The following is a 17,424-nucleotide window of genomic DNA, read 5'->3' as shown; positions in this document are numbered from 1 at the left end:
TGCCAATCGTAAGTTGGCATGATCTGCTTCATGAAAAAAGGGAGGCCTTCTCAAGCCTCCCCTTTTGCTGGTTTACCAATTCACCCGCACGCCCAGTGTCCCGCTAACAGCCTGGATGCCTTTGTTGAATCCTTTCTGGTAGCCGAGGTTGGCGTAGATGGAGGTGGTGTTGGTCAGTTGCGCATTCGCACCGGCACTCAGTTCGTACCACGAGCCTTTGAGGTTGGAGCGGAAGGGGATGAAGCCGGTGTTGGAGGAAATTTCTGTCATGGGGTTGGCGGTGAATTCGTGCCACACGTTGCCGCGTAGCCATGCGGTGACGAGTCGTGGTTTGGTGTTTTCGTCGAGTGCCCAGGTGCGTGCGACGCGTGCGCCTACGCGGCCGGCGACCGAGTTGGCGTTGCCGAAGCGGACGTCGGCGGCGCTGTCGGAGGCTTGGGCGACGCTCACGCCCTGGTAGATCAACTGTGCTTGCGGTTCCACGGTCCACTGGTTGCGCAGTTGGAACGGGTAGCCGGCTTCCACGGAGGCGGCGAAGCCGAAGGCGTTGGTTTTGAGGTCGGCGAGTTGGCCTGAGCCGGATTTGGCGTTGTACCAGGTACCTTGCATCACGCCGTCTACGTACCAGTTTCTGGCGCCGTAGTGGGTCCAGTAACCGCCGAGGGAGTACGCGTCGAATTTGTTGGTGCCGGCGCGGCTGCCGTCGTAGTGCGTCACGCTGCCGTTGCTGTGGCCGACCACACCGTACACGCCGCCGCGGTTGCGCGAGCCGTCGGCCATTTCTTCATGGAACAGATCGCCGCCGGCCTGCACCGCCACGAAGTTATTATCGAAGGAGGGGCCCTGGTTGTAGATGCCGCCGGGCCTGGCGTTCCACTTGCCGCTCTGGCCGATCACGCGTGCCCATGCGCCATTCACGCCGTCGTTGTCGGTGGGCAGTTGTGCCTGTTCGCCCATGCGCTCATGCAAGGTACCGAGGGTGGCACGGCCGAAGTTGAGCATCATCGACGACAGTGCGGTGTAGTCGGATACTTCGCGGCGATAGTCGGGGCGGGGATCTTCCGGCTCCGGCTGCGGTTCGGGCTCTGGCAGCACGTTGATGCCGTTGTCGTGGTTGTCCTTGATCTCGGTGCGCAGATACCACGCATCGGGCGTTGCGCCGTTGCGCCCGCCGCGATACAGCGAGTACTCATAAGGGCCTGCGATGGCGCGGCCGCCCAGAACGAAAGCATTGGCAGCGGAAGTGGCGCCGTTGATGGTGTTGACCACCAGGATGCCGTTGCCGGGTGTTTCCTGGCCGAGGCCGCCCACGTTGGTGATCTTGAGTGCGGACTGTCCGCTGGCGCGGCCACCGTCGATGACGAGCAGATCGGAGGGTGCATTGTCGCCGTCGAGATGCGTATTCAGCGCGAGACTGCCGTTCTGGCCCACGTAGTTGCCGACCTTCAGCGTATTGCCGATACCGGCGCCGCCGATCTGCGCGAGGCCGGTATTAGTCAGCGTGCCGTTGATGGTGAAGCCGCTTTTGGCGCTGCCGGCAAAAGCCGGTAAGGCATCGGCGACGGCGATGGTGCCGTTGTTGTTCACTGCGCCGGTGACGCTGCCGTAGCCGCCCAGGGTGCCGCTGGCTGACACCTGCACGCCGCCGCCGCCGTTCAGCGCAGCCGTCGCGTGCGAGGCGTCGCCTACGGCCAGGGCGCCGTTCGTTATCGTGGTGAGTCCGCTGTAGGTGTGGATGCCGTTGAGCACGGTGGTACCGCTGCCCAGCTGGTTGAGCGCACCCGTGCCGGATACGACGCCGTTGAAGGTCGCGGTGTCGGAACGGTTGAAAGCTAGCGTGCCGTTGTCGACCACTTCACCAACTATGCTGCCGCTGGCGCCGCCGCCGCCGAGCTGCAAGATGCCGCCGCTGATGGTGGTGCCGCCTGTATAGACATTGTTGGCAGCGAGGATGACCGTGCCGCTTTCGTTCTTGGTCAGCGCACCCGCGCCGGCGATCGCGCTGGTCAGCGTAAGTTGCGTGCCTGCCGCGGTCGCCAGCGTGCCGCCACCTGCATTGAGCGTCACCGCACGGCTGGTACTGAGATTGGTCGTGTTGCGCAGCGTGCCCTGGTCGAAGCTCAGCGCGCCAGCGGCGTCACCGAGGTTGGCATCGCTGGAAACCTGCAAGGTGCCGCCGTTGATGGCTGTGCCGCCGGTATAGGTGTTGGCCCCGCCTAGCACCAGAGTGCCTTGGTCGGTTTTCACCAGGGCGGAGTTGCCGGTGAGCACCGCGTCGATCGTCGTGGCGTAACTGGCGCCGCCGCTGGTGCCGTCACCCACGCGGATGACCGAATGCGTGGGATCGCTGGCCGTGCCCACCAACGTGATCTCATCGCCCAGGATGGTGTAACCGTTACTGGCGAACTGCATGCCGGCCACGTTGACGTTGCCCAGGCTGTTGTCCACCGTCACCGTGCCCGGTGCGGCGGTGAAGATGGCGAAAGAGCGATCCGAAAACGGAGCGTTGATCGCGCCGGTGGATTCAGTCCAGTTGTCGTTGCCCTTGAAGTTCTGCCACACGCCATCGCCGCCGTTGATGGCGCCGTTGTCTTTCGGGCCGGCCGCGCCGTCCCAGTAATTGAGGGTGAGACCGTGGGTATTGATCAGGTTGACCTGCTTGTCGACCGAGGTTTGCAGATAGAAGTCGGGCGAAGGAATCGCGCCGATGGTCAGCCCGTTGTTGGTTAGCGTGCCCTGGTAGTTGATGACCCGATAAATGCCGGCATCGAAGCTGCCGCCCGCCGGCACCTGTACATTGAGCGTGCCGGCCAGTTTGAGATCGCCGCCCACCTGGACCAGATCGTTGAGCGCGCCCCCCACCGTATTGGCCTGCCCGAAGCGATAGTTGAGCGTGGAGCCGCTGCCCAGGTTGAGGTCTTTCTGGATAGTGAGCGTGCCAGGTGCACCCAGCCCACCCGGCGACAGGGTGGCGCCATCGGCTATCAGCACCGCGCCGCCTAGCGTGCCGGTGCCACCCAGCGTAGTGCCGCTGGCAACCGAGGTGACGCCGGTGGCGGCTGCCTGGTTGCCGTTGACGTAAAGCGCACCCGCGTTGACGTTGGTGGCGCCGGTGTAGTTGTTAGCGCCGGTCAGCACGGTGGTGCCGCCGCCGATCTGATTGAGGGTGCCGCTGCCACTGATGGTGCCGTTGAAAGTGACGTTGTCCGCACGGTCGAAACTCAGCGCACCGTTATTGACCACGTTCCCGACCACGCCGCCGGTCATGCCGCCATTGCCCAGCTGCAAGGTGCCGCCGCTGATAGTGGTGCCGCCGGTGTAGTTGTTGTTGGCGGTGAGGATGGCGGTGCCGGTGTCGCTCTTGGTCAGGGCACCATTGCCGGTGATCGCGCCGTTGGCGATGAGCTGCGTGCCGGCCGCGGTCGCCAACGTGCCGCCGCCGGCGTTGAGTGTGATCGCGCGGTTGGTGTTGAGATTGGTCGTGTTGCGCAGCGTGCCCTGGTCGAAGCTCAGCGCGCCGGCGGCGTCGCCGAGGTTGGCGTCGCTGGATACCTGCACGGTGCCGCCATTGATGAGCGTGCCGCCGGTGTAGGTGTTGTTGCCGCTCAGCACGAGGGTGCCCAGGTCGGTCTTCACCAGGGCGGAGTTGCCGGTGAGCACCGAATGGACAGTGGCGGTGTAGCCCGCGCCGTCGCTGGTGCCGTCGCCCACGCGGATCACCGAATGCGCGGGATCGCTGGCGCTGCCCACCAGGGTGATCGCATCGCCCTGGATGGTGTAGCCATCGCTGGCGACCTGCATGCCGGCAATGTTGACGTTGCCCAGGCTGTTGTCCACCGTAACGGTGCCGGGCGCGGCGCTGAAGATGGCAAAGGCGCGGTCGGAGAACGGTGCGTTCGGTGTACCTGCGTTGTCCGTCCAGTTGTCGTTGCCGCTGAAGTTCTGCCAGACACCGTCGCCGCCGTTGATATGGCCATCGTTCTTGGGGCCGGCCGCACCGTCCCAGTAATTGAGGGTGAGGCCGTTGGTGTTGACCAGATTGACCTGCTTATCCACCGAGGTCTGTACGTAGAAATTTGGCGACGGAATGGTGCCAATGTTCAGGCCGTTATCGGTCAGCGTGCCGTTGTAGCTGATGACACGGTAGATACCCGTATCGAAGCTGCCGCCCGGCGGGGTCTGTACATTGAGCGTGCCGTCGAGGGTGAGGTTGCCGCTGACCTTGGTCAGATCGTTGAACGGACCTCCGACTACGCCGGCTTGGCCGAAGTTGTAATCGAGCAGGGAGCCGCTGCTCAGGTTCAGGTCTTGCTGGATGCTCAGCGTGCCCGGCATGCCGGTATTGCTGCCTGGCGACAGCGTGCCGCCGTTGGCCACTGTCATCGTGCCGCCGATGATGCCGGTGCCGCCAAGTGTGGCGCCGTTGGCCACAGTAGTAAGGCCAGTGGCGGCGGTCTGGTCGCCGTTGATATAGAGCGCACCCGCGTTGACGTTGGTCGCGCCGGTATAACTGTTGTTGGCAGTCAGTACGGTCGTGCCGGTGCCGATCTGGTTGACTGTGCCGGTACCGGAAATCAGGTTGCCCACACTCACTGTGTCGCTGCGGTTGAAGGCCAGCGTGCCGTTGTTGTTGATAGCGCCTTGCACGCTGCCGCTAGTGCCGCCCGCGCCGAGCTGCAAGGTGCCGCCGCTGATGGTGGTACCGCCGGCATAGGCGTTGTTGCCCGAAAGTGCCAGCGTGCCGGCGCCGGTCTTGCTCAACATGCCTGCGCCGGTGATCCCCTGGCTGAGCGTGCTGGTGACGCCCGCCGCCGTATCGATGGTGCCGTTGTTGGCGGTAACCGATACAGCGCGCCCGGCCGACAGATTGAAGCTGTTGGTCAGGCTCAGCGCGCCGCCGTCCAATGTGATGGCGCCGTTGCTGGCACCGATCACGTTATCCGCGCCGATGGCAATGGTGCCGCCCTTGATGGTTGTGCCGCCGGTGTAGCCATTGACACCGGTAAGCGTGAGCACGCCGCCTTGTGTCTTTTCCACCGAGCCGCTGCCATTGATGCTGCCGGCATAGGTGCCGTTGTCCGGTTGCGCGAAACGTACCAGGCCGTTGTTGGCGACTGCTGGCGGCAGACTCTGCGCGCGCGCCTCTAGCGTGCCGGCGGCGTTGACCTGGATGCTGCCGTTGAAATTGGTGTTATTGCCAGTGAGCGCCAGTGTGCCTTGCTGCACCAGCACAGACAGCGGCGTGCCGCCACCATTACTGCCGATGGCGCCGGACAGCGTCCACAGTCCCGCTCCGGTTTTGGTGAGCGTCTGGAAGTTGAGGATGTTGCCCGCCAGTGAATCGCTTGAACCCGCGCCGCCGGACAAGGTCAGTGTGTTGGTACCGCCGCCGCCGTTGAAGCTACCGGTGATGACCGAGCCCGCTTCCAGCGTGAGATTGTCATTGCCGCTGGCGAAGGAAAGGCTGCCTTCCACACGCGCGCCGGCGCGGTTGATGAAGGTGACGCTGCCCCGCCCGCTGTTGCCGATCACGTTGGCATTAGTGCCGGCCAGGCTGCGGATGGTGCCGTAGTTGTCCACCAGGTTGGACGCGCCTACCGTGCGGTCTTCGAACCAGATGGCTGCCGCGCGCGTCGCCGAAATCACGCCGCGATTGATGATCTGATTGCCCGAGCCCATCACGTTGATTGCTTCGGCGTTGCCTTGCGTGCCGGTGGCCAGCACCTGCGCGCCCTGCGCGATATTGATGATGCCGTTGGAGCCGAATTCCACCGTGTTATTACCGGCGTTCCACAGGCCGGCGCCGGAGCTCGCATTGTTCTGAACTATGGCGCCCGCGCCAAGAGTGATGTTGGCGTTGTTGGCTAGGCTGATGGCGTTGGCGTTGCCGGTGGAAATTTGCGCGCCGGGGGCAAGATTCACCGTAGCGCCGCTGGCCGTACTTGGCCCCGTCCCCACGACGGAGGTCCATGGATTGGGTGAGCTGGTATCGCAATTGGTCGTGTTGGTGCCGGTATTGGTGGCACAAGTGGCCATGCTCGGCGTGGCATGCAAGGCGCCAAAAGCGACCAAGCTGACCATAGCGGTTCTGAGTGCGGCCTGCGAAGCGTGCGATTGCTTGACGTACAACATAGAGTTTCTCCGTTTGTCGAGCGCGCCTTCCTTGTCTGCACTACGGTTGCAAGGGCGCTGCTTGTAGGTCCCGATCGAGTCCCCTGAGGTGCGCGAGGCCGCGCTGGAAAGTCACGGGTCCAAAATGTGACTTAGTTCACACGATATTAGTGAAATGGATCATGGTGTGTAGGGAGCGCGAAGGTTTCGGCGCCCGCAGTTCGGATCTCGTTGCGCGGACGGCGGGCGAACGTATACAACGCGCTCTGTCAGGAGCGTCGCTGGCCATACCTTGGTCGCGGATGGTTGTGAGGCACGGCGACCTCCGCCGCAGGAAGCAGCGGTATCAAGCCGTGCAGGGCTGGCGGCAAGCCAGTTGTCGTCCGGAAACCATCGTGAGGGTGTCCGCGGCGCGAGGCCGACAGTGGACAGGCAGGGCAGTGCGCTAAGTGATCGCGTCGCCGCCGAGCGACATCTCGTCGCCGGGTCAAACCGAGGTTCCACATGGGATGGCGCAAAGAGCCGCCATCGCAGGGACTTGCGGTCAGTATAGCTGCGCAGGCCACACGCAAAATCTTGCATACGTATGCGTGCGACGTCTCGCCACGCCTACAGGTTGGGGAGAGCGTTCGCAAAAACACTGTCGCGCGCGCCCAAAGAAACCATGCCAACGCGTGGTACTGGAAAAGGTGTAGCTACAAAGCACGCCGCCTGCTCTTCAGGCCATATTCTCTTTGGTTACTTTCTCTTGACTCCGGGTATCCATACCCTGCGCCCTTTGGGCCAGCAAAGAGAAAGTGACTCGGACCGCGGCAGCGGCTCGAAAGCCTGCGGCAGGCGAGCCTGGGCAAGTCAACGCGACGACCGAGTGATAACGCCACTGGAGCCCGGCCTACGCCGGGGTGACGACGTAGGAGGAATATTGCCAACTCTGAGTTGGCATTATTCCTTCATATCCTCCAGCTCCATGCCTTTGGTCTCGCGCACCGCGACAACCACAAACACCAGAGAGATCAGCGCAAATAGCGCATACAGCCCATAAGCAAAACTCAGCCCGATCTCCGCCAGCGAAGGGAAGCTGCTGGTAATGACGAAGTTGGCCAGCCATTGCGCCGCTGCCGCCACCGCCAACGCAATCGCGCGAATGCGGTTGGGGAACATCTCCCCCAGCAACACCCACACCATCGGTCCCCAGCTCAAGCCGAAGAACACCACATAAGCATTCGCCGCGATCAGCGCCACCATGCCCCACGGTGCCGGCAGGCTGAGGGCGGCACCGCTGCCGGTAGCCTGCGAAAAACACCAGGCCATCAGACCAAGCGTCACCGCCATGCCGGCGGAGCCAATGGTGAGCAGCGGCTTGCGGCCAATGCGATCCACCAGCGCGATGGCGACCAGGGTCACCAGCACATTCACGACGGAAGTGGCGACCGTGATGGAGAACGAATCCGCTTCGCTGAAGCCCACCGAATGCCATAGCGTGGAGGAGTAATAGAAGATCACATTGATGCCGACGAACTGCTGGAACACCGACAGCAGGATGCCGATCCACACCACCGGCAACAGGCCGGCACGCGGGCCGCGCAGATCGCGCAGGGTGGGGCGGTATTCGGAGCGTAGGCTGTGTTCGATATCGGTCAGCTTGTGGTCGAGCGCGGCCTCGTCGCGCAGATCTAGCACCTGGCGCAGCACGTCTTTGGCTTCGCTCATGCGCCCCTTGGCCACCAGGTGGCGCGGCGATTCGGGCACGCCCAGCACTAGCGAGCCGTAGATCAGCGCAGGAACCACGGCGATCAGGAACATCCAGCGCCACGCAGACAGGCCGAACCACAGCGGTTGCGAGGCGCCCCCTGCGGCACTCGCCAGCCACGCATCGCTGAGCAGCGCGGTAAAGATGCCGAGCACGATAGCCAGCTGCTGCAGCGAGCCGAGACGGCCGCGCACCTGCGCCGGCGATACTTCGGCGATATACGTTGGCGCGATCACCGAAGCCATGCCCACGCCGATACCGCCGACTACGCGCCACAGAATCAGATCCCACACACCCGAGACCAGTCCCGAGCCCAGCGCACTCAAGGCAAGTAGCACGGCGGCCACTTGCATGGCGCGCACGCGACCGAAGCGATCGGCCAGCGGGCCGGCATACCAGGCGCCGACAGCGGAGCCGAGCAGGGCACAAGAGACGGCGAAACCGATGCGTCCAGCGCCGAGTCCGAAGCTGCCGCGGATCGCATCCACCGCGCCGTTGATCACGGCGGTGTCGAAACCGAACAGGAATCCACCCAGCGCCGCGGCCGCGGCAATCAGTACCACGCGCGCCGTAGCGCGTTGCTCCGCCCCATTGCTGACGTCCACTACGCTCATCGTGTTCTCCCCGTCGACCGCGTATGAAAAGTGCGGCGATTCTGCCCCGCCGCCTTGCGCATAGTGGATGAATACGTATGCACGGGTTGGTGCTGCGCAACAGAATTGCAACCGTGCCTAGAGCGAACGCATGACTCGTGACAAGGCGCCACTCGGTTTACTCTGCGCGTATCTATTCTTGGAACGGGGCCGTCATGACCATGTCTGTCTTAGCGCTGTTGTGTCTGCTGGCGCTGGTGTTGGGCTATAGGAGGCGGCGCAAGAGCAGCCGCGTGGTCGTGGTGCTGGCCCTGCTGTGGTTCTTTGTCATCGGTTGCGGCGCAGCACCGGCCTGGATGCTGCGTGACCTGCAAGGTGACTATGCGAGCACCGTGTCCGGCGGCTGGGCGGCGCGCAGCGCGATCGTGCTGCTCGGAGCGGGTACCTTCCACGACGATCGCGCCAACCATCTGGTGCCGAGCTATTTCGCCAACGGGCGTCTGCTCACCGCTGTCACGCTATATCGGGAATGCCACGAGGCGGGTGGCGACTGCAAGGTGTTGGTGAGTGGCGGCGATCCGCAGGGGCATGGCGAAGCGGAAGCCGAAATCTATCGCAGAGCGCTGTTGCGCGCGGGCATCCCCGAGGGCGATCTGCTGATCGAAGCACACAGCCTCAGCACCTGGCAGAACGCGGAATTCAGCAAGCCGATGCTGGAAGCAGATGGCGCGGAGCGGGTGTTGCTGGTGACGTCGGGCACGCATCTGCGCCGTAGCCTGCTGTACTTCGCGCACTTCGGCCTGCATCCGCAGCCGGTGCGCGGCGATTTCGTCAAGCCGATGTGGTCGTGGTATCCGCTGGCCTGGAACTTCACCCTGGCTGACGCCGCGTTGCATGAGTACGTGGGCATTGCGCGCTATCACGTTTACAACGTGCTGGGGTTGAATGCGGCGAAGGCGGGGGCGGCTTCGGGGCAGCCTTGAAAAATCGGGCCATTCCATTCCTGGATGGCCCGATGGCGATTACGCCGCTTTCTTCAACGAAGCGATATCGATCACAAAGCGATAGCGCACATCGCTCTTGAGCATGCGCTCGTAAGCCTCGTTGATCTGCTGGATGTCGATCATCTCGACATCGCAGGTGATGCCATGCTCGGCGCAGAAATCCAGCATCTCCTGCGTCTCGGCGATGCCGCCGATGGCCGAGCCGGTGACGGAGCGGCGGCCGAGGATCACCACGCCGGCCTGCACCGGCGGATCGATCGGCTCGAGCAGGCCGACCAGGCAATGCACACCGTCAAGCTTGAGCGTGAGCAGGTATGGGTTGAGGTCGTGCTGGCTCGGCACGGTGTCCAGGATGAAGTCGAACTGGCCGGCCACCGCCGCCATCTGCTTGGGGTCGGTGGAGAGCACGACATGGTCCGCGCCCAGGCGACGCGCTTCTTCTTCCTTGCCCGGCGAGCGGGTGAACAGGGTGACGTCCGCGCCCATCGCCTTGGCGAACTTCAGGCCCATATGGCCCAGGCCGCCGAGACCGATCACCGCCACCTTGCTGCCCTTGCCGATCTTCCAGTGACGCAGTGGCGACCAGCTAGTGATGCCGGCGCATAGCAGTGGTGCAGCGGACTTCGGATCGAGCTTGTCAGAAATGCTCACAACGAACTTGTCGGACACCACGATGCGCTCGGAGTAGCCGCCGAAGGTCGGCAGCTTGTCGTGACGGTCTTTGTCGTTATAGGTCCACGTGGCGCCCTCGACGCAGTACTGCTCAAGACCCGCGCTGCAGGAGGCGCAGTGCTGGCAGGAGTCGACCATGCAGCCGACGCCGACCATGTCGCCGGCCTTGAACTTGCTGACCTTGGCGCCGACGGCACTGACTTTGCCGATGATCTCGTGGCCCGGCACCATCGGGTAGGTGCTGTTGTGCCACTCGTTGCGGGCCTGGTGAAGGTCGGAATGGCAGACGCCGCAATAAAGAATGTCGATCACCACGTCGTCCGGGCGCGGATCGCGGCGTTCAAAGGTGTGGGCAGCCAGCGGGGTGGTGGCGGCCTGGGCGGCGTAGCCGAGGATGGACAGGGCCATGCGTTTCTCCTGGATGGAAAGAGGGGAGCGGCGAACAGGACGAGTATGGGTGGGGGCTGCCGCGCACGGGTAGCCGGATCCTGCGAGATCGTTGCCCGATTCTGCAAAGCTGACGGAAGGCACTCGCCTTGGCCCGGAGGAACAGGCAATCTTTCCTCCAGGGCTTTTCGGGTCAAATGCATGAACAGCAAGCTTTCACCGGCCAATGATGACTCGCGTATCGAGAAAGATTGCGAGGAATTGACAGCCATCGTTGAACGATTCACGCCAACCGAGGGCGTGCACCCTACCGCCTGGGGCCCGCTCAGCTTCTTCCGCGCGGACTCCACCAGCATGCCCACCTGCGCGTTGTACGAGCCGAGCCTTGGTCTGGCCTTGCAGGGCGCCAAGCAGATCCTGCTGGGGCAGGAGACCCTGGTGCACGAGCCCGCCAAGTATCTGGTGACCTCGGTGGATGTGCCGGTGTCCGCGCAGATCCTGCGTGCCACGCCGGAAGAGCCTTGCCTGTGCCTGACCTTCCGTTTCGATCTGCAGCGCATCCGCGAATTCCTGCCGGATATCAAGCCGGTCCGCGCCGCCGCAACGCCTTCGCGTGGCATCGCGATCAGTCCGCTCGACGGCGATTTGCTGGACCCGTTGCTGCGCCTGGCGCGCTTGCTGGACAAGCCGCAGGACCTGCGCATGCTTGGGCCGCTGCTGGAGCGCGAGCTGATCTATCGCCTGCTGACCGGCGAGCAGGGCGCGCGCCTGGCGCAGATCGCCATCGCCGGCAGTCAGGGGCATCAGGTGTCGCGGGCGATCCGCTGGCTGCGCGAATACTTCGACCAGCCGCTGCGCATCGAGGATCTCGCGGCGCAGGTAAACATGAGTGCGTCCTCGCTGCACCACCACTTCCGCGCGATGACCGCGATGAGCCCGCTGCAGTACCAGAAGCAATTGCGCCTGCAGGAAGCACGCAAGCTACTGCTATCGGAACGTTGCGACGTGGCCACCGCCGCGCATCGGGTGGGCTACGAAAGCCCCTCGCAATTCAGCCGCGAATACAGCCGCCAATTCGGTGCGCCGCCGCTGCGGGATGTGAGCCGGCTGCGGATGGAAGGCGTGGAGTCCGTTGCTTGAGAATACCTGCTCCTCCCCCTGCAAGCAGGGGGAGGCCGGGAGGGGGTAAGCCCTTGCGATGACGTTTCATGGCTTGAGGGGCTTGACCCCACCCCAGCCCTCCCCTGCTGCACGCAGGGGAGGGGGTATTTGTCAAACCTCGCGCATCACCATCAAACGCAGCTCAGTCATGTCTTCGATCGCATAACGCACGCCTTCGCGACCGATACCGGATAGCTTCACGCCGCCGTACGGCATGTTGTCCACGCGGAAGCTGGGGATGTCGTTGACGATCACGCCGCCCTGGTCCAGTTCGTTCCATGCGCGCATGGCGTGGGCGAGGCTGTCGGTGAAGATGCCGGCCTGCAGGCCATAGTCGGAGTCGTTGACCATCGCCACGGCGTCATCGAAATCCTTGTAGCGGGCGAGCAGGGCGAACGGGCCGAACACTTCCTGCCGGTTGACCTTGGTATCGCGCGGCACGTCTTCCATCAGCGTGGCTTCCAGCATGGAGCCCTTGCGCTTGCCGCCGCACAACACCTTGCCACCGGCCTTGCGGGCTTCTTCGATCCAGCCATACAGGCGTTCGGCAGCGGCTTCATCGATCATCGGGCCGAGGAAGGTGTCTTTCTTCTTGGGATCGCCAGCTTTGAGCTTCTTCACAGCGGCGACCAGGCGCTTCTTCAGTTCGTCGTAGATCGAGTCATGCACATAGATGCGCTGCACGCTGATGCAGCTCTGGCCGGACTGGTAGAACGCGCCGAAGATCAGGCGATCGATCACGCGATCCATATGCGGCCCTTGGTCCGCATCGATGATCACCGCGGCGTTGCCGCCCAGTTCCAGCGTCACTTTCTTGTGGCCGGCGCGCGTTTTCAGATCCCAGCCGATCTGGCTGCCGGTGAAGGAGAGCAGCTTGAAGCGCGGATCTTCCACCAGCGGGCCGGCGTGTTTGCCGTCGAGGTTGAGAATGGAGAACGCGCCTTTCGGTAGATCGGTTTCCGCCAGTACTTCGCCGATGATCAGCGCGCCGATCGGCGTGCGCTCCGCCGGCTTGAGTACGAATGGGCAGCCGGCGGCGATGGCTGGCGCCACTTTGTGAGCCACCAGGTTGAGCGGGAAATTGAACGGCGTGATGAACGACACCGGCCCTAGCGGCACGCGCTTGGTGTAGCCGTGGTAACCGTCCAGGCGCTTGGCGATTTCCAGGTTGATGGTTTCGCCATTGGTGCGCACCGATTCCTCGGCGGCGATGGTGAAGGTCTCGATCAGACGGGTCACTTCGCCATCCGAATCCTTGATCGGCTTGCCGGCTTCCACGCACAGCGCATAGGCCAGTTCGTCGCGGCGCTCGATGAAGCGCTTGACGCAATGCTGCAGCACTGCCTGCCGCGCCCATGGCTTGAACTCGCGCATCGGCTCGGTGGCTTTTACCGCGGCGGCGATGGCCTGTTCCACCGCCTTGGCATCGGGCACCGCCACGCGCGTCGCTACCTTGCCGCTGTATTTGTCGACCACGTCCATCCACTCTTTCGAGGTCTGCGCTTTGTTGGCGAGGTAGTACGGATATTTCTTCTCAAGCATGGTGATGCTCCGGTTTGATCGCGGCGCTTAGCTTCTGGATCTCTTCATTGAGTATGCAGTGGTTGTCGCTGTAGTCGATGACCAGATCGATCAGGTGTACGCCGCCTTGTTCAAAGGCGCGCTGTAGGGTAGGCAGGAATTCGTCGGCGCTGGCGGGACGATGGCCGTGGGCATGGTGTGCTTCGGCAAAAGCCACGAAATCCGGATTGCTAAATTCCATGCCGTAGTCGGGGTAGCCCATCTCGGCCTGCTTCCAGCGGATCATGCCGTAGGCGTCGTCGCGCAGCAGCAGGATGACTAGATCCATCTTGAGCCGCACGGCGGTTTCCAGCTCCTGCGCATTCATCATGAAGCCGCCATCGCCGCAGATCGCCAGCACCTTGCGGTCCGGATACACCATCTTCGCCGCCATCGCCGAAGGCAGGCCGGCACCCATGGTGGCGAGCGCGTTATCGAGCAGCACCGTATTGGGCTGGCGCGCGCGGTAGTAGCGCGCGTACCAGATCTTGTACATGCCGTTGTCCAGGCACAGCACACCGTCGTCGGGCATATAGCGTCGCGTATCCGCCACCAGCCGTACCGGATGGATCGGAAAGCGCGGATCGTCGGCGTGTTCGGCCAGCTGGTGCTCGAAGGCGATGCGCACCTGGTCGAAGAATTTGAAGTTCCAGTGCGCCTGCGGTTTCAGCGCATCGGTGAGGCGCTCGACGGTATGCGCAATGTCGCCGACGACTTCAATCTGCGGGAAGTACACCGTATCCACTTCCGCTGAAGAGAAGTTGATATGGATTACTGTGCGTCGACCTTTGTGCATGAAGAACGGCGGCTTCTCCACCACGTCGTGGCCGACGTTGATGATGACGTCGGCAGCGTCGATCGCACGATGCACAAAATCGCCGTCGGACAGCGCGGCATTGCCCAGCCATAGCGGGTGATCCTCGTCGACCACGCCCTTGCCCATCTGGGTGGTAAAGAACGGCATGCCCAGCTTGTCGATGAAGTTGCGCAGCGCCACCGCCGTGCGCTGGCGGTTGGCGGCGGCGCCGATCATCAGGATGGGGTGGCGCGCGGCGGTGATGGCCTCGCCGGCCTGTACCAGTGCGGCGTCGTCCGGCGCGGGGCGGCGTGCATATTCGGTGGGCAGCAGGATCACCTCGTCCACTTCGTCGCGGGCGATGTCCTCCGGCAGTTCCAGATGCACGGCGCCGGGGCGTTCCTCCTCGGCGCGGCGGAAGGCTTCGCGCACGCGGGCGGGGATGGTCGGTGCCGACACCAACTGGCGGGTGTACTTGGTCAGTGGCTGCATCATGTCCACCACGTCGACCAGCTGGAACATGCCCTGCTTGTGCGTGCGGATGGGTTTCTGGCCGGTGATCATCAGCATCGGCATAGCGCCGAGCTGCGCATAGGCGGCGGCCGTGACCAGGTTGGTGGCGCCAGGGCCCAGCGTCGAGAGCGCCACGCCGGCCTTGCCGGTGAGCCGTCCCCAGGTGGCGGCCATGAAGCCGGCAGCTTGTTCGTGACGGGTGACGATCAGGCGGATGGAGGACTCGCGCAGGGCTTCGACCAGATCCAGGTTTTCCTCGCCGGGTACACCGAAGATGCTGTGTACGCCTTCGGCTTCCAGGGCTTTCACGAACAATGCCGCTGCCTTCATGCACTCATTCTCCAGGGATGGAAACGCATGGCCGCGAAGGATGCGGCATGGTCTGTTCATAGCACGTGAGATCGTGCCCTGCGTGTGCAACGATGGAGACCATAACCGCGTTATCAAGGTGAGTCCGCATGCACGCCGCGACGGTCATGCCTGTGCTCTTCGTCGGCCACGGTTCGCCGATGAATGCGATCGAAGACAACGCCTACCATCGCAGCTGGCGAGCGTTGGGGCAGCGCTTGCCGCGGCCGCGCGCGGTGCTATGCGTTTCCGCGCATTGGGAAACGCGCGGCGTCTATGTCACCGGCACCGACGCACCGGAAACCATCCACGACTTCTATGGGTTTCCTGCGGCCTTGTTTCAGGTGCACTATCCAGCGCCTGGCGATCCGGCGCTGGCGCGGCGGATCGCCAGTTTGTCGCAGGAATTCCACTTCCACCTCGATCCCGGCCGCGGGCTGGATCATGGTGCGTGGAGCGTGCTGCGCGCGATGTATCCCGAGGCCGATGTGCCGGTGCTGCAACTGAGCCTGGATGTGCGGCTCAGCGGACCCGAGCACTATCGATTGGCGGCCGTGCTGGCGCCGTTGCGCGAGGAGGGTGTGCTGATTCTGGCCAGCGGCAACATCGTGCATAACCTCGCGCTGTTTCGCTTCCATACCCACGAGCCATTGGCCTGGGCGTTGCGTTTTCGTACCGAAGTGAACGCCTTGATCGAGCAGCGCGATCATGCGGCCCTGTGTCGCTATGAAAGCCTGGGGCCCGATGCCGCGTTGGCGATTCCTACGCCGGAGCATTACCTGCCGTTGTTGTATGCGCTGGCGTTGCAGCGGGAAGGCGATGGCGTGGAGACATTCAATGATGAGGTGACCAGCGCGCTGTCGATGACTTCGCTGGTCATCGGTCTCCATCCGTAGGAGAGCACCTTGTGCGCGATCTGGCGCGCAGCGCCAGCCGGTGACGCCGAGGTCGCGCACAGGGTGCGCTCCTACAAAGAGTTGTCAGCCTTTGTTGGTGCGCAGCGACAGTTCGCCGTCGGCGAGGCGTGCGCGCAGCGGCGTATCCGGCGTCACGTTCAAAGCGGAGCGCAGCACATGGCCCTCCGCGTCGAACAGGATCGCGTAGCCGCGTTCCAGCGTGGCCAGCGGGCTCACGGCATGCAGCGTGCGCGCGGCCTGCTGCAGCGTGGCGCGACGGCGTTCGAGGATCTGCGCGATGGCATGGCGCAACCGCTGATCCTGTTGTGCGAGCCGGTGGCTGAGCAAGGAAAATTGCTGGCGCGGATGACGAGCTAGCAGGCGGGCATGGGTGCGTTCCAGCCGGCGGCTGCGATCGCGTTCCAGCTCGCGCACGACGGCGGTCAATCGATGCCGCAGATGTGCCAGCCGTTCGCGATCGCGGGCCAGCCGGGTTTGCGGACGTTGTGCCTGCAACCGGGCCAGGAGGTGATCGGTGCGCTGGATCAGCGCCTGCATGCGCCGCTGCTGCAATGTGCCAAGCCGTTGCTGCAACTGGCGCAGGTGTCGCGCGATGGCGGCGGCATCGGGCACCAGCAATTCGGCCGCGGCGGAAGGTGTCGGTGCGCGCAGATCGGCGACGAAGTCGGCGATGCTGAAGTCCACTTCATGCCCGACGGCCGAGACCACCGGCACCGCGCTGGCATGGATGGCGCGCGCGACCTGTTCGTTATTGAAGGCCCACAAATCTTCCAGCGAGCCGCCGCCACGGGTCAGCAGCAGCACGTCGTAGCGTCCGCTCGCCGAAGCCTTGCGCAACATGGTGACGATGGCAGGCGGTGCCTCGCGGCCCTGCACGGGCACCGGCAATACTTCCACATCGGCGAGCGGCCAGCGTCGTCCCATCACGCTGAGCACGTCGCGCACGGCGGCGCCGGTAGCGGAGGTAATCACGCCGATGCGGCGCGCGAAGGCGGGCAGGGGACGCTTGCGTGCCGGATCGAACAGGCCTTCGGCGTCGAGCTTGGCCTTGAGCTGTTCGAACTCGCGCTGCAGCGCACCTTCGCCGGCCGGCTCCATATGCTCGGCCACCAGCTGGAATTCGCCGCGCGGTTCGTACAAACCGACCTTGGCGCGCACCAGCACCTGCATGCCATCCACCGGGCGGAACTTCAGCCAGCCGCTCTTGGGCCGGAACATGGCGCAGCGCACCTGGGCGCCGCTGTCCTTCAAGGTGAAATAGAGATGCCCTGATGCCGGGCGCGCCACATTAGAGAGCTCGCCTTCGATCCACACCATCGGCAGCGCGTCTTCAAGCAGATCCCGCACCAGCCGGTTGAGCGTGCTGGGCGTCAGGATGTGGCGAGAAGGCGTAGTGGTGTCGTCGTGCGCGTGCATGGAGGCGGGAGACTAGCACGAACGATTTGAATTACATCCGCTTGCCCGTGTCTACGCAGCCTGTTTCTGAGGCAAGCGGTTCAAGCCATTGATTATGGGCCCTCTAATCGATTCCACGCAGGCGGCATGACATCCAGTAAGGGCGTTACCGCTACCGCGTGGCAAAGCGCCTGACTGGCCGTCAGGTCGAGCCGCG

At 63.8% G+C, this 17,424-nt stretch carries 9 protein-coding genes; 3 read left to right on the top strand and 6 right to left on the bottom strand.

Annotation, left to right across the window (positions count from 1 at the left end):
* Positions 1-72 precede the first annotated feature (72 nt).
* Both BM338_RS16000 and BM338_RS15995 read right to left on the bottom strand, forming a co-directional pair.
* The gene (locus tag BM338_RS16000; RefSeq protein WP_090452405.1) at positions 73-6,132 is read right to left on the bottom strand and encodes an autotransporter outer membrane beta-barrel domain-containing protein; all 6,060 of its coding nucleotides are present in this window, start codon (positions 6,130-6,132) and stop codon (positions 73-75) included.
* Between the two features lie 921 nt (positions 6,133-7,053).
* A complete protein-coding gene (locus BM338_RS15995; protein WP_090452403.1) occupies positions 7,054-8,475 on the bottom strand; it encodes a sugar porter family MFS transporter in 1,422 nt (473 codons plus the stop codon).
* Between the two features lie 194 nt (positions 8,476-8,669).
* On the opposite strand from BM338_RS15995, the gene BM338_RS15990 reads away from it, so the two are divergent.
* Positions 8,670-9,437 (top strand): YdcF family protein, encoded by a 768-nt coding sequence (locus tag BM338_RS15990; RefSeq protein WP_090452401.1) that lies wholly within the window; start codon positions 8,670-8,672, stop codon positions 9,435-9,437.
* A 39-nt stretch (positions 9,438-9,476) separates the two neighbouring features.
* Here the strand turns inward: BM338_RS15990 and BM338_RS15985 are convergent, their stop codons facing one another.
* Entirely contained in the window at positions 9,477-10,538 is a 1,062-nt protein-coding gene (locus BM338_RS15985) for an NAD(P)-dependent alcohol dehydrogenase (RefSeq protein WP_090452398.1), read from the bottom strand.
* Positions 10,539-10,718: 180 nt separating this feature from the next.
* Between BM338_RS15985 and BM338_RS15980 the strand changes: the two genes are divergently transcribed.
* A complete protein-coding gene (locus tag BM338_RS15980; protein WP_090452396.1) occupies positions 10,719-11,657 on the top strand; it encodes an AraC family transcriptional regulator in 939 nt (312 codons plus the stop codon).
* Between the two features lie 132 nt (positions 11,658-11,789).
* On the opposite strand, the gene BM338_RS15975 is transcribed toward BM338_RS15980, so the two are convergent.
* A complete protein-coding gene (locus BM338_RS15975) occupies positions 11,790-13,220 on the bottom strand; it encodes an aldehyde dehydrogenase family protein (RefSeq protein ID WP_090452394.1) in 1,431 nt (476 codons plus the stop codon).
* Positions 13,213-14,877, bottom strand: coding sequence for an acetolactate synthase large subunit (locus tag BM338_RS15970; RefSeq protein ID WP_090452392.1), 1,665 nt, complete (start codon positions 14,875-14,877; stop codon positions 13,213-13,215). The genes BM338_RS15975 and BM338_RS15970 overlap by 8 nt, the downstream gene beginning before the upstream one ends.
* 128 nt (positions 14,878-15,005) lie before the next feature.
* Here BM338_RS15970 and ygiD point away from each other — a divergent pair, with 128 nt between their 5' ends.
* Positions 15,006-15,791 carry a 4,5-DOPA-extradiol-dioxygenase gene (gene ygiD / locus BM338_RS15965; RefSeq protein ID WP_090452390.1) on the top strand — a complete coding sequence of 262 codons (786 nt, stop codon included), beginning with the start codon at positions 15,006-15,008 and terminating at the stop codon, positions 15,789-15,791.
* A gap of 84 nt (positions 15,792-15,875) precedes the next feature.
* Here the strand turns inward: ygiD and xseA are convergent, their stop codons facing one another.
* The gene (gene xseA, locus BM338_RS15960; protein ID WP_090452388.1) at positions 15,876-17,228 is read right to left on the bottom strand and encodes an exodeoxyribonuclease VII large subunit; all 1,353 of its coding nucleotides are present in this window, start codon (positions 17,226-17,228) and stop codon (positions 15,876-15,878) included.
* Positions 17,229-17,424 lie beyond the last annotated feature (196 nt).

It is taken from the genome of Dyella sp. OK004, from assembly GCF_900114495.1.
Taxonomy (GTDB): Bacteria; Pseudomonadota; Gammaproteobacteria; order Xanthomonadales; family Rhodanobacteraceae; genus Dyella_D.
The sequence above is the reverse complement of the archived record's forward strand: the minus strand, read 5'-3'. Positions and strand labels throughout refer to the sequence as shown.